Origin of the sequence: Lysinibacillus sp. IITD104, from assembly GCF_036698265.2 — a bacterium.
Lineage (GTDB): Bacteria > Bacillota > Bacilli > Bacillales_A > Planococcaceae > Lysinibacillus > Lysinibacillus boronitolerans.
This window is the reverse complement of sequence record NZ_JBAHYH020000001.1, coordinates 3,293,440-3,306,926: the sequence shown is the minus strand read 5'-3', so window position 1 is coordinate 3,306,926 and position 13,487 is coordinate 3,293,440. Positions and strand designations below refer to the sequence as shown.

13 protein-coding genes are annotated in these 13,487 nt (G+C 35.8%); 8 read left to right on the top strand and 5 right to left on the bottom strand.

The annotated features are described in order from the left end of the window. The first annotated feature begins 121 nt into the window (after positions 1–121). Both V1L66_RS16940 and glnA read left to right on the top strand, forming a co-directional pair. Positions 122–499: a MerR family transcriptional regulator gene (locus V1L66_RS16940; RefSeq protein WP_004225812.1), complete on the top strand. Its 378-nt coding sequence runs from the start codon at positions 122–124 to the stop codon at positions 497–499. Between the two features lie 55 nt (positions 500–554). Next, on the top strand, positions 555–1,889 hold the full coding sequence (glnA, locus tag V1L66_RS16935) for a type I glutamate--ammonia ligase (protein WP_036080236.1): 1,335 nt from the start codon (positions 555–557) through the stop codon (positions 1,887–1,889). 98 nt (positions 1,890–1,987) lie between these two features. Here glnA and V1L66_RS16930 read toward each other — a convergent pair whose 3' ends face one another. Further along, complete coding sequence (locus V1L66_RS16930; RefSeq protein ID WP_016991980.1) at positions 1,988–2,293, bottom strand: CotD family spore coat protein; 306 nt, start codon at positions 2,291–2,293, stop codon at positions 1,988–1,990. 507 nt (positions 2,294–2,800) lie between these two features. On the opposite strand from V1L66_RS16930, the gene V1L66_RS16925 reads away from it, so the two are divergent. Further along, on the top strand, positions 2,801–3,652 hold the full coding sequence (locus V1L66_RS16925) for an IucA/IucC family C-terminal-domain containing protein (RefSeq protein ID WP_333006162.1): 852 nt from the start codon (positions 2,801–2,803) through the stop codon (positions 3,650–3,652). 61 nt (positions 3,653–3,713) lie between these two features. Here V1L66_RS16925 and V1L66_RS16920 read toward each other — a convergent pair whose 3' ends face one another. Continuing rightward, the gene (locus V1L66_RS16920) at positions 3,714–4,286 is read right to left on the bottom strand and encodes a TetR/AcrR family transcriptional regulator (protein ID WP_333006161.1); all 573 of its coding nucleotides are present in this window, start codon (positions 4,284–4,286) and stop codon (positions 3,714–3,716) included. Between the two features lie 163 nt (positions 4,287–4,449). Here V1L66_RS16920 and V1L66_RS16915 point away from each other — a divergent pair, with 163 nt between their 5' ends. From V1L66_RS16915 to V1L66_RS16895, 5 genes are all read left to right on the top strand, one after another. Continuing rightward, the gene (locus tag V1L66_RS16915) at positions 4,450–5,373 is read left to right on the top strand and encodes a DsbA family protein (protein ID WP_312124605.1); all 924 of its coding nucleotides are present in this window, start codon (positions 4,450–4,452) and stop codon (positions 5,371–5,373) included. A gap of 14 nt (positions 5,374–5,387) precedes the next feature. After that, entirely contained in the window at positions 5,388–5,708 is a 321-nt protein-coding gene (locus tag V1L66_RS16910) for a monooxygenase (RefSeq protein WP_312124606.1), read from the top strand. Positions 5,709–6,082: 374 nt separating this feature from the next. Continuing rightward, positions 6,083–7,438, top strand: coding sequence for a YjiH family protein (locus V1L66_RS16905; protein WP_312124608.1), 1,356 nt, complete (start codon positions 6,083–6,085; stop codon positions 7,436–7,438). A 350-nt stretch (positions 7,439–7,788) separates the two neighbouring features. After that, positions 7,789–8,040 (top strand): phage holin, encoded by a 252-nt coding sequence (locus V1L66_RS16900; protein ID WP_333006160.1) that lies wholly within the window; start codon positions 7,789–7,791, stop codon positions 8,038–8,040. 81 nt (positions 8,041–8,121) lie between these two features. Further along, positions 8,122–10,209, top strand: a complete 2,088-nt coding sequence (locus V1L66_RS16895; protein ID WP_333006159.1) for a DUF2339 domain-containing protein — start codon at positions 8,122–8,124, stop codon at positions 10,207–10,209. A 186-nt stretch (positions 10,210–10,395) separates the two neighbouring features. Here V1L66_RS16895 and V1L66_RS16890 read toward each other — a convergent pair whose 3' ends face one another. The 3 genes from V1L66_RS16890 to V1L66_RS16880 are packed head-to-tail and all read right to left on the bottom strand — an operon-like array spanning position 10,396 to position 12,965. Continuing rightward, positions 10,396–12,063 carry a pilus assembly PilX N-terminal domain-containing protein gene (locus V1L66_RS16890; RefSeq protein WP_333006158.1) on the bottom strand — a complete coding sequence of 556 codons (1,668 nt, stop codon included), beginning with the start codon at positions 12,061–12,063 and terminating at the stop codon, positions 10,396–10,398. Continuing rightward, a complete protein-coding gene (locus V1L66_RS16885) occupies positions 12,056–12,502 on the bottom strand; it encodes a prepilin-type N-terminal cleavage/methylation domain-containing protein (RefSeq protein ID WP_333006157.1) in 447 nt (148 codons plus the stop codon). Before V1L66_RS16885 ends, V1L66_RS16890 begins: the two co-directional genes overlap by 8 nt. Further along, positions 12,483–12,965: a type II secretion system protein gene (locus V1L66_RS16880; RefSeq protein ID WP_333006156.1), complete on the bottom strand. Its 483-nt coding sequence runs from the start codon at positions 12,963–12,965 to the stop codon at positions 12,483–12,485. Before V1L66_RS16880 ends, V1L66_RS16885 begins: the two co-directional genes overlap by 20 nt. Between the last annotated feature and the right edge of the window lie 522 nt (positions 12,966–13,487).

Here is a 13,487-nt window from a genome sequence, read left to right as displayed (position 1 = left end):
TTTTTACAATTTTCACTCGGATTGAAAAAAATAGTACCAACCATGTTAGGTTACCTTACATGGTTGGTTGACAGTAAAAAAATTTCGTTATATGATAAGCGGGTATTGGAGGAGGACTTAAATGAGTCGTGAAATTAGACGAACTATGCCGTTATTATCGATGAGTATTGTGATGCAATTAACAGAGCTTTCGGCAAGACAAATTCGTTATTATGAAGAACACCATTTAATTGAGCCGCACCGAACAGAAGGCAATCGACGTATGTTTTCACTAAATGATGTCGATACATTGCTTGAGGTTAAAGACTACTTAGAACAGGGTATGAATATGGCGAAGATTAAAAAAATATTTGCTAAAAAGAAAAATCCTGTTGCTACAACTGATGAACAAGATTTAAGTGATTCAGAATTACGCCAAATTATGCGCGAAGAAATGCGTCAAGCACAGCGCATGCAAAAATCATCCATCCGACGTGGGGATTTATCTCGATTCTATTAATAAATAGGGTAGGGTAAACATAAAAGCTAGACAAATTATAGGAGTGTGGAAAACTGTGGGTAAATACACAAAAGAGGACATTAAACGTCTCATCGAAGAAAAAAACGTAAGCTTTATTCGTTTACAATTTACAGATATTCTTGGCACAATCAAAAATGTTGAGATTCCTGTAAGTCAATTAGACAAAGCACTTGAAAATAAAATGATGTTTGATGGCTCATCTATTGAAGGCTTCGTTCGAATCGAAGAATCTGATATGTATTTATATCCTGATCTTGATACTTTCGTAGTTTTCCCTTGGACTTCTGAAAAAGGGAAAGTAGCACGTTTTATCTGTGATGTATACACTGCGAAAGGCGAACCGTTTGCTGGTGACCCACGTAACAACCTAAAACGTATTCTTAGAAAAATGGAAGAAATGGGCTTCTCAAGCTTCAATTTAGGGCCTGAGCCAGAATTCTTCTTATTCAAATTGGATGCAAAAGGAGAGCCAACGTTAGAAGTAAATGACCATGGTGGTTATTTCGACTTAGCGCCAACAGATCTTGGTGAAAACTGCCGTCGTGATATCGTATTAGAGCTAGAAGAAATGGGCTTTGAAATTGAAGCATCACACCATGAGGTAGCTCCAGGACAACACGAAATCGACTTTAAATATGCTGATGCTGTTACTGCGTGTGATAACATCCAAACATTCAAATTAGTGGTTAAAACAATCGCTCGTAAACATGGCTTACACGCTACATTTATGCCTAAACCACTATTTGGTGAAGCAGGCTCTGGTATGCACTTTAACGTGTCACTATTTAAAGGCAAAGAAAATGCGTTCTATGATGAATCTACAGAATTAGGTCTTTCTGACACAGCTATGCAATTCATGGCAGGTGTTCTTGCACACGTACAAGGTTTCACAGCTGTAACAAACCCAACAGTTAACTCTTATAAACGTCTAGTACCAGGTTACGAAGCACCATGTTATGTTGCATGGTCTGCACAAAACCGTTCACCATTAATTCGTATACCATCTGCACGTGGACTTTCAACTCGTGTTGAAGTACGCTCTGTAGACCCTTCTGCAAACCCATATTTAGCGATGGCTGTTATTTTAGAAGCAGGTCTTGAAGGTATTCGTCAAGGCCTAACACCACCTGCTGCTATTAACCGCAACATCTATGTGATGTCGGAAGAAGAGCGTCAAGCAAATGGTATTGAAAACCTACCTGCTGCACTTGATGATGCATTAACATTACTTGCTAAAGATAAAGTAGCACAGGAAGCATTAGGTGAGCATATTTATGCAAACTTTAAAGAAGCAAAAGAAATCGAGTTCGATATGTATCGTACAACAGTACATCAATGGGAACGCGATCAATATTTAAAAATGTATTAATCATAAAGATACCGAGTGCCTGATAAAAGGTACTCGGTTTTTTTATGAATATATTAGGAACGATGGGGTCATATGACAACCCCATCGTTATTTTAGTATTAGCGCATATGTTTATGATGGTGTGGCATATGGCAAGGGTTAGGTGGCATACCGCACATAGTATGTGTTTCACAGCATTCATTTACGACAGATTCTGTGCATGGGAAATAGTACTGATGATCAATCATATGTTTGTTCACTGTAGTGACATGTGCAGGTTGTACGTGTGGAACAACTGTATGGATATAATTTGTGCGTACATATTGCTCTGGTGGTAAAAATTGTGGTGGATCATATTGCATTGGCATCATTTGTGGTGGACAGCAGTGTGGACCCTTTGCCGGATGGCGTCTTCGTTGAAACATGTTATTACCTCCTGTTTTGATAAGTTGTGGTTCATTATTAAGATATGAGATATACGTTGATAGGGTCTATTTATTTGCCTATTAGTGCATAGGTAAATCTAACAGGTAACTAAAATAGTAGAAAATCGATCATCAACTTGCCTACGTCTTTGAGTGAAATGGAAGCATGACAAATTGTTGAAAAAAGATGATATCAACGACAGAAAAAGCAATTTTGCAGGGCGAAGGGGTGACTTCCGTTTCAACACCATCCATAAGTTTAAAAATAATTTCTTATAAAAGTATGTTTTTTAAAATTAAATATTGTCAATAAAACAATCGTAAAGTATACTTTTTAATTAATAATGATTATCGTTATCGATTATTTCTTGCTTATTTTAGGGGATTTGAAAAACACGATTTAAACTTAGCCTGTCGCTATGCCTATCATATTGGGACGGTGCTTATAAACAGGTTATGCCCAAGACAAGCGGTGACAGCTGAGATATGGTCCAGGCTGTTTTTCGCATGGACTATACCATTAAAGACCCGCTATTTGGTACGCCAGGCAAGGGGCGAACAGTTCAAACAATGGAATTTGAGGGAGGTAGGAATCAGTTGAGTCTAACACTGTCAGCAGAAGAATCATCAGTGCTACTAAGAGACTATCGATTGACGATAGAACCAGCAGTGGATGCTACTTACTCTTTATATGCCAAAGATTTATTGGACAATGCTCAAGCTCTAGATTATTTACAAAAAATTGCCCATTTCTTTCAATCGCCCTCTATCCTAGTTACGGCATCATTATTTGCGAAGCGCTATAGCGTCTTAACGATGGCTTCAGCATTCTATGCTATGTCCAGATACGATAAAGGACTACATTGCAGAATTGAAAATTTGTGGGTAGAAGCGGAATATACAAAACCTTGGCTTCCTACTATTCGGCTAATCGATCGCACAGTATCGATACCTACTAAAGACCGTGAAAAATGGCGTGATGAGATTCTTAGAGAAATCTTTGCGAATAATTTAGCGAAAGTTTGGCAGTCATTAGGGAAAATAAGTAAAATTCCAAAAGCAATCTTATGGGAAAACACAGCTATTTATGTGAATTGGCTCTATGAAACGAAATTAGGGGAAGGGGCCAGTGTGCAAGAAAAGGCTCGTATACAAGAGGATTATCACTATATTGTAAACCTAGCACCAGGCTCCATTTTTGGTGAAAGGAAAAATCCTTTGACGGACTATTGTGGACCTAAAGTGACAATTAAGGAATCGGAGCAACCTGTTCGCTTAAGAAAAACATGTTGTTTCTATTATCATACCTCTGATGAAGCAAATGATTATTGTATCTCTTGTCCAAAAATAAAAAGATGACCATAACAACAAAATTTCTTCCACCAAAAGTGAGTAAACACTTAAATGATTTCATAAGTGTTTACTCATTTTTATGTTGACCATCAATACCTGCCAATAAATGAGGAATAACAGGTTTGATAAACTCCTCGGGCTGCATCTCCTGATTGCTAGTTCTCCATTCTATAGAAGCGCCATAGATTCCCCAGCTTAATATTACAGCAGTCATTTTTAGCGCTTCGTTCTCTGACGCTGCATTTTGTTTCACTAACATTTTATAAAAGATAATTTCAAGCTGCTCTCTAATAATACGAGCAATTGTCTCTTCATAGCCTCTATGACAACGATTAGACAATGACTTTTGAAAATTAGTTATCGCTTTAAAGAGAATTAGGAAAGCTCCTTCATTTAGTTCGTTATGCTGTAGAAAGTCATCATTCAAATTAATTAATAATACTTCTGATAGGACCTTCTCTAACAAATCATATATATCTTCAAAGTGATAATAAAAAGTCGCACGATTAATCATGGCCTCTGTCGTAATATCCTTAACCGTTATATCCTTAAATTCTTTTTTACTAGAAAGTGCAATGAAAGCATCCATGATTAATTTACGAGTCCGTATAACACGAAGATCTGTCTTAGATGAGGTCAATACTTACACTCCTTTTTAAACAATTTCTTAAAAGTGTTGTATAAACAACAATTCAAATAGATTATTGGTTTATTGATGATTTTATTATGAATAAAATACAGCTGTAAGGCAAATAAGAGAGTTATATACTTATTCTTAAAAAGTAAGAAAAGGGGATAGTCAATTGAAGAATCATCCAATGCTTTGTGATTTAGAGACAGGTATATGTGGAGTAGCTGACGAGGATGAATTGGGGATGATTGATTTTAATCAACCAAAGAAATCCATTGAAGTATACTATGTAACTGATCCAATATGTTCTCATTGTTGGGCACTCGAACCCGTTCTTCGACGTTTTATCGAGCAGTATGGACACTATTTTAACTTTCATACGATTATGGGAGGGCTACTAGAAAAATGGGGTGATGGTCCAGTAGACCCTGCAAATGGAATATCAGGACCTGCGGATGTTGTAGGACACTGGAGAGAAGTTGGAGAATATTATCGTATGCCAATAGATGGAACAGTGATGATGAATAATCCAGTGCAATCATCCTATCCACCATCTCGTGTATTTAAAGTAATTCAAAAAAATCATCATGATGCTAGAGCATTTGAATATTTGCGTCGAGCAAGAGAAGCGCTATTTGTATTTAATCAAAATATCGCTGATAAATCCGTTATGATTGACATTGTAAACAAATTGGGGCTTGATGGAGCGGCTATTGTAAGCGAATCAGAACAAACAAACGGGCAACAGTTATTAAATGAAGATTTTGACCTTGCAAGAAATTTAGGCGTAAGAGGATTTCCAACTATTATTATGATGAATGAGGATAATAAAGGGTTGAAAATTGTTGGTGGGCGTCCATTTGTAAACTATGTGGAAGGACTAAAACAGGTTCTCAATTTTGAAGAGCTGCAACCAAAACAACAGCCATCTCTTTTAAGCTTGCTTGAAAAAGAAAAGCTTCTATTTTCGAAAGAAATGGAAGTCATGTATGATCTGGAAAAGTCAGAGGTTACATCTTATGTGAAAAAAGAGCTTTCCTCAGATCAATATGAAATGAAGGAAATACTCGGTGAATGTTATATTACTACTAAATAATGAGGAGAAGGGCAATGACATACGTATTACAGGTAGATTTTAAAATGGATGGACCATTTGGTGATGAGATGGCAGGAGCGTTTTCTGATTTAGCAAAAAGTATTCAGGAAGAGGAAGGACTTTTGTGGAAAATTTGGACAGAGAGCCCTGAAACAAATGAAGCAGGCGGAATCTATCTATTCGAATCAAAACGCACAGCTGACCAATATATAGAAATGCATTCAAAGAGGCTAGCTGAATTTGGAATCACTACTATCAACGCAAAAATCTTTGCTATCAATTCAAAACTGACTGAAATCACGAAAGGTCCAGTAAAACAACTAAATAATCGCTGAAGCATAATAGAATTACCCGCTAATTCAAGGAGTCTAATTTCTAATTTAGGAGTTAGGCTTTTTATATATTTATGGATGTATAAATATTCAGAATATTGTGAGGTTGAACCAAATGTATTGTAGAGTTTACAATAGTTTTATAACAGGTTTATGTTATAAAAACATGAATAATTTGAGTGTTTTTCTGTTTAATGCTCAAACTTCAAAGTTTTTAAAAACGTTCTATAACAGAGGGAGGGATGAGATATTGAATGAAAACTACATAGTAGTACAGCGATTGATAAATAAATGCTTTAAATAAACACTATTTTAATTGTTGGAATGCAAAATACATAAATTATTGAGATTAAAAGAGATGAGGTCTTATAAAAAAAATGAAAAAGTATTCTGTTGCTACATATTTTTACTTTATTATTCCGTCTTTAATTGGTATCTTTCTATTTATGACCCCCATTTTAACGGAAGAGGGCTGGAAAGTACCCATTGCCATATTAGCTAATGTTTTAGCAGGTATTGTGGCTCCAGTCATTAGTTATTTTACAATTATAATGTTTTCAATCTCCGCAATTGGTGCACTTATAGCGAAATTTATACCTCGTAAAAATGCTAAAGAACCACGTATTTTAGATACATTGTTTTATGTGAATTGGTTTTGGACAATTACGCGTTTTATCGGTTTAGCCTTTGCTTCAATGGTGGTCTTCAATTTTGGACCTTCTGCCATCAATAATGAAAATACTGGTGGACTCCTCATGGATCCAAATGAGGGACTTGTGACGTTTTTATTTACCATTTTTTTGTTTGCGGGTTTCCTTTTACCATTTTTAACAAACTTCGGCTTACTTGAATTTTTCGGGACAATGATGGTGAAAATTATGCGGCCACTATTTAAAAGTCCAGGGCGTTCTTCAATCGATGCTCTTACGTCATGGGTTGGTGATGGCACAATAGGTGTGTTAATGACCAGTAAACAATATGAGATGGGGAACTACACAAAAAAAGAAGCCGCGATTATTGCCACAAGTTTCTCAGTAGTGTCCATCACATTCTGTATCGTTGTATTGGATACTGTCCATTTGGCACGCTATTTTATTCCTTATTATTTGACAGTAGTACTTTGTGGAATTGTATTAGCCATTATTATGCCTCGAATCTATCCACTTGCGAAAAAGGAGGATACGTATATAGATGGGACACCAGTAGATTATTCACGTGAGAAATTACCTGAGGGCTATAATTCTGTCTCACATGGCTTAGAAAATGCGCTTGCTGTTGCGCATGCAAATCGTGATCCTCGACAATTTTTCAAAGACGGCTCTAGAAATGTAATTGATTTATGGGTGGGTGTGGCCCCTATCGTTATGGCTTTTGGGACAATTGCCTTAATGCTTGCTGAATTTACAAGTATTTTTGCGATTTTAGGAAAACCGTTCGAGCCAATTTTAACCGTCCTTGGCTTACCTGAAGCGGCTGAAGCAGCACAAACAATGGTCGTAGGCTTTGCCGATATGTTTCTACCTTCTATTTTAGGTGCAGGGATTGAATCGGATGTTACTAGATTTGTTATTGCCGTTGTTTCTGTGTCACAGCTTATCTATATGTCTGAGGTAGGTGGACTTATTTTAGGTACAAAAATTCCATTGAAGTTTTTGGATTTAGTCGTCTTATTTATCCTACGTACGCTTATTTCTCTTCCAATTGCCGCATTGGTTGGTCATCTACTCTTCTAACTAAAATGCCAAGTCTTAAAGGGACTTGGCATTTTTCATGTTGTTAAAAAAAGTAATATCAACGGTAGAAAATTTTTTGACACCATAAAAAATGGGAAGGTAGCTGGTATTGGTAGGGACGTTTCACTTACTCCTTTTCCATTATTCTTGGCGAAATCGAGGCAACCTTACAAAATATATGAATATGTTACTCATGATAAACCTCCCCATGCCTTCTATTTTTTGAAAATAGCTTGCATCGCAAAATATTATCAAAAAATCCTAGTAACTTGGCAAGAGTTCCATTTTTGCATATGTGTCACATAACCACTATGCATATACTGTGGCAAGAGGGAGGGAGGTGAGCTTTTATGAGAATTAATTGGAAGGTTCGTCTTCAACATATTCCATTTATACTAGGGCTATTTTCATTGTTGCTCTTACTCGCACAACAAGTGGCTGCAATTTTTGGCTATGATTTTACAGGTGTGATGAGTGAGCAAATGTCATCTATATTAAATACAGTCTTATCCATTCTTGTGTTAATGGGGGTCATTGTTGATCCAACCACACGGGGCACCAGTGATAGTGAACGTGCCTTAATGTATCGGAGACCGAGATAAAATAAACAAAAAGTGTAATTTTACAATAAGGATAAATATGTTATAATGTTAGAAAATTGATAAAGTGGGGAGGATGATTGAATGTCCCTTGAATTGGAGCGCAGAATTGCGAAGCTCGAGGAGGAAATGGCAGATTTACGTCAGGAGTTGTCAGTATTAAAAGGTTCGCAAAGCACTGAAAAAATGAATACTCTTGATGCCAGACAGTCGATGATCAAGCAATCAGAACCAATTAAACCAAAACCAGTACTGGAGTCGAAGCCTATCCCGACTAAAGTAGCGGAAAGAGAAGTGCAACCACAGCCATCGATGGAGGAACGTGTTATGTGGGCACTTCCAAAAGTATTCATGGTTATTTTAGTAATGGGCGTACTTTGGGGTCTAAAACTTGTCAGTGACTATGGCTATTTATCGGATGGCGTGAAAATCATCCTTGCCTATGTACTATCGGTGGGATTGGCGGTTATTGCCTATGGACTAGAGCGTAGGAAAGTAGACTCATCGGCTATAACGATTTCTTTATATGGTGGGGCATTTATTGTCGGTATTTTAACAACCGCAGCGAGTGCCATATTATATGAAATCATTGGTCTTATTCTAGCACTAGGCATTACGCTGCTTTATATTGGCTATGGTATTGCCATTAGCTATTTAAAGAAAAATGAAGCACTAACTGTTTTTGTTGCCTTTACATCATTATTACTACCTTACTTACTAGAATATATGGATTTTAGTGCTGTCATTATTTTATTATTTGTGGTCGTATTGTTTGCTGCATTGCAATTAGTTATTTACCAGCACAAGCAAAAGCTAGCCCTTTATATTGCCACATTCTTTTCAGTGCTAGCAGTGAGTGTTGTAGCATTTATGAATAGTGATCAGCAAGTTGTTTTTGCACTTGGCTTACTTGTGATTCTAGCAATCTTTTATGCTATATGGTGTTTACTCTATAACGCTCAATCCAAATGGAAGCCACTTCACATCGGACTCCAATTTTCTTTAGGCTCATTTAGTTTATTACTGCTGAACCTGATTATCCGTTCTCTTGAGAATGGGGAAATGCTACTTCTTATCTTAATGGTTTTATTGGGCGCTCTAGCGTTTTATAGCTATCGTCAAAAATGGCAGGAGGTAGTGGATAGTGCTGTGACACTCGTGTTTATCACCTTCTGTAATATGATACTGCTATTGAATATTCCGAATAAAGTGGATGATTTATTGTATCCTTTGATTGCATTTACAGGCGTGATGATGAGCTTACGAATACGTGCAAGTATAATGAAGGTTGTTACTTCACTTTCCCTTGTGATGACATTTACACTAAACTTTGTTTTCCATGAACCAAGTCCATTTTTCAGTATCGATCATTTAAGCTTATTTATGCCAGTCATCTATTTCATCATTATTTACTTATATGCAAGACGTCCAAAAGAGACACTCACACCTTTTGAAAAGGTCATGAAGGATTTATATGTAATCGATATTTTAGTAGTGGTCACAGCTGGCTATTTCTTAGCCTATATTGGCAAGCTAGATACCGTATATTTTGCAGCAACAAATGGCATGCCATATATGATGTGTATCGCATTAGCTGCCTTATTTACTGGCTCTCTATTTGTAGAGGAAACTTACAAAGGACGCGCTTTAACGCCAGTACTTGGCGCATTTTTCCTACTAGTCTCCTTGATGATCAGCACTAGAGTGTCAATGTTGGAAAGCTTAAACAGTATTACAAGATTAATTTATATAGCAGTGATTGTAGCGATTGTCGCGGATGTGCTTGTAAAAGGAATTATTTATCGATTGTACGAGGAGCGTCTAGGGAAATATGTAGACGTCATTGTAAGCGGTGGTATCGTGCTCACGATGATTTCCATATGGGGGCTAATCCATCAGTTCACATATAACAACGCCCTCGATTGGAAGCTGAGCATCGCCCTTACAACTATTACATTATTCTTAACATCCAGTGTTTCACTATGGATTAGTTCCACACATCATTTAAAAACATTGCGCACAACAGGCTTTATTATTTTAGTTATCGCATTTATTAAGCTCATTTTCTTTGACTTATCTGCCCTTGATTTATTAATTAGAGCTGTTCTATTTATTACCATTGGTGGTATTGGGATGCTGTTGTCGGGTAGGTTGTTGAGGAAAAAGGAATAAAATAAATGGATATGGATGTCAGTAAAAGGTAGTCATTAAATACAAAATACCAAAGCGTATACCTTTTATTGTAACGATGTGAAATGGAAAGATGATAAAACAGCCAAATGAGAGTTGAATTTCTCATTGGCTGTTTTATTTGTTTAGAAAATCATTAGGTCTCGCATTGTTTATTTCTTTGTATTATTAATTTTCTATAATAGAGCCTTCTTTAAGAGGTAATCGTCCTCCATCAGGATTAGGTAATTCTTCGAAATCATCCGATGGCACTACACCTGGAGGAAGGGGAGGTAAATTAGAACCTTTGTAAATTCTACCATTCCCAGTGAAATTTATAGAGTCAGCTACAACTGAACCTCTAATAGAAGCGCTACCATCTATAATTAACTCTGCATTAGGTGCAATAACATATTGACCTGTAGTAGGTGTACTACCAGAAACAGTAATTTTACTTCCTCCAGAAATAATATTACCATATACTTTAGAGTCCCCACCCAATGACATATTAGCACTTTGGTTAAATAACGTTGCATAAAATGGTGTAGAACCATTTAAGATGAATTGTGATGAGCCTACGTAATAGAAGTTTACTTTTGAAGGGTCACTAGTATTTTGATTGAAACCTTTATTACTATCAGAGTTAAGTGCAGTGAATTTTTTAACATATAAATTTAATTTTCCAGCACCTGTGACATTTATTGTTCCGTAATTCATATCAAAATCATCTACTAATAAATTTACTTCACTGTCTACGTTAATAGTAATTGTTCGATTGGAAGTAATTCTAATTTTAGATAGATGTGTATCTGATGTTAAATTGAATGTTGCATTATTTTTCAAATCGCCATTAGGATTTTCAGTTGATAATAGACCATTAGAAACTAGATCTACTTTATTAGGTAATGTATACTTTGGTAATAATGGAAGTATTGATAACTGGTTTAATTTATCCGTTGTACTTTTCCAAAAATCATTCGGTAAAAAGCTTTTTGGGTCAATGGCAAGGGGTGGTAATATTGTTTTAGGGTAATGCCATTCTTTCTTTTGTTGTTGATTTTTAGGGGTAATCGACTGTTTTGTACTATCCATATTTATATTTCCACCAGTTGAACCGTTTTCAGTAAGGATTTTACCTGAATAGTTATTAAAAATAACATTCCCATACCTTAAAGATGTATCTCCATGAATTTCACCACTACTATTAAATACAATATCTCCAGATGTCAGAACCGTATGATTTTCCCAACCACCAGGTACAGTAGGTGGAGTACCACTTCCGTCGCCATCTTCCTCCTCCACACCGTCACCTAAATTAATATATAGGGATGGTCTAAGTTTGATTTCTTGATCAACTACACGCTTCCTAGTGGAATCAATTATCCCAGATGAAATGATTTTGACTTTAAAATCTGCACTTGTCGGTTGTAGCTTAATAGAGGCTATTTTGCCTGGAGAGATAGTAAATGATGTGTCAGAAAAATAACCCTCATCAATTGCTTTATCAAATTCCTTTTTTAGAACAACATCTACATAATGCTGCATTGCCACTTGCTTTGTTAGCTTTGGTAATTTATTAGCTTTACGATAAATATTTTGATCAGTAATCCAGTTCGTCATTTCTTGAATTGCGTCATCTTCAATTTTTCTTAATTTAAATTTTACTTCCTCTTTAGCTAAATTAACCCCAGCCTCAGCAATATAAAAGACAGCCTGATCTTTTCTCTCGTAATCTACTTGTTTTAGACTGTTAGAAGAGACACTGAGTAAAGAAATACCAAGGATTGAGATAATCACAACTAAAAATAACGCAAGCGCAAGCGCTGAACCTCGTTGATTTTTAATTTGTTTACTCATTAATTTCCTCTCCTTTCCTTTGAGTAATATCTGTTGTAACTGTTTGACCATCTTCGCTTATAATTACAATAGTGCCTCCGCGGATCGTAAATATGGAGATTCCAGATGCTATGACTTCTTCATTACCATTTGAATTTCGAATAATTTGGTTATTTTCTAATCTATAAGTTGATACAATTTCTTCACCTAACAGTAATGTGTGTAGTTCTGTCGGAGGGTCTGTTGTTTTAAGGACATCGCTCTTCCGAAAATCCTTCGTAATTACTTTTAAAGCAAAGGATATATCCTTAATATCACGATTATGTGTACTTTGCTCGAGTTGTTGCTTTGTAGCAGTTGTTACAATACTAATACTCAGCATGGATACGATGGCAAGAATAACAACGACTGTAAGCACTTCGAATAATGTAAGGCCTTTGCTATTTCGGAGCCATTTCATCTTTTGCACCCCCTAGTATATACACATTTTCCATAGTGGATTTGCTGTTTGTACTGTTTTCAATAACTTCTAGGTGCACATAAACCGCATTTTTATAAGTGTCATTTTCAGGAAATGTTTCTAATGTTAAATTGTAAGTAAAACGATCTTCTTCATGTGGTAGATATTTATACACTTGGTTAGTCGGTAGAGAAGACAAGGACGTTCCAGGGTTCTCTTCATCCAATGTATAGCCCCTTGCTAAATCATCATAAGAATCAGCCCCTCCAGACGAATTATAAATCTCCTCCATTTTTTTTTGTGCCGCATAAGTAGCATCCATAATATCATTTGACTTGTGCGTTGTTTTATTTGACTGAACGAGCAAGCCAAAAAATGAAATTAACACAATGCCTATTATTAAAAGGGCGGCAACAACTTCGATCAACGTCATGCCTTGATTGTTTTTAAAGTGTTTTATCAAATCAATTCCCTCCCTATACAACTATTGATATATCAATAGTTTGATCTGTTTTGAAAATCCGATTTTTGTATCTTTGCCCATTCATTTATAATGAGGACTTCTCAGAGCAATGATTTATCAGCCGTTTGAAGACTAATAAATCTTTCATGATTTGGTATTCATAAACATAGATTGCATACAAGGTGTGTAAAACCTCCTAAATATCATAATTGTTTTTAATGCTAAAGATATAGTTAACTTCAGTTTATTATAAAATAAAAATTTCCTAATATGTAAGTAAGTTCAAGAAGATAATGAATTATAATAGTTGATTAAGGCTATTATAACAAATTCTAAAAATGTATCGAAAGAAATTTAAGGTTATATATGGTTCTTTGTGACTAATCATTGAATTATTTTTGAATTTTCATATGAATTATCTAATCAAAATCAGAACAAAGTTGCATTTTGGTAGTGTCAGAATACCATAATTGTAGTATCATTTGTATATAAATAGAAAAACCACTAAGTTAAATAAAGGAT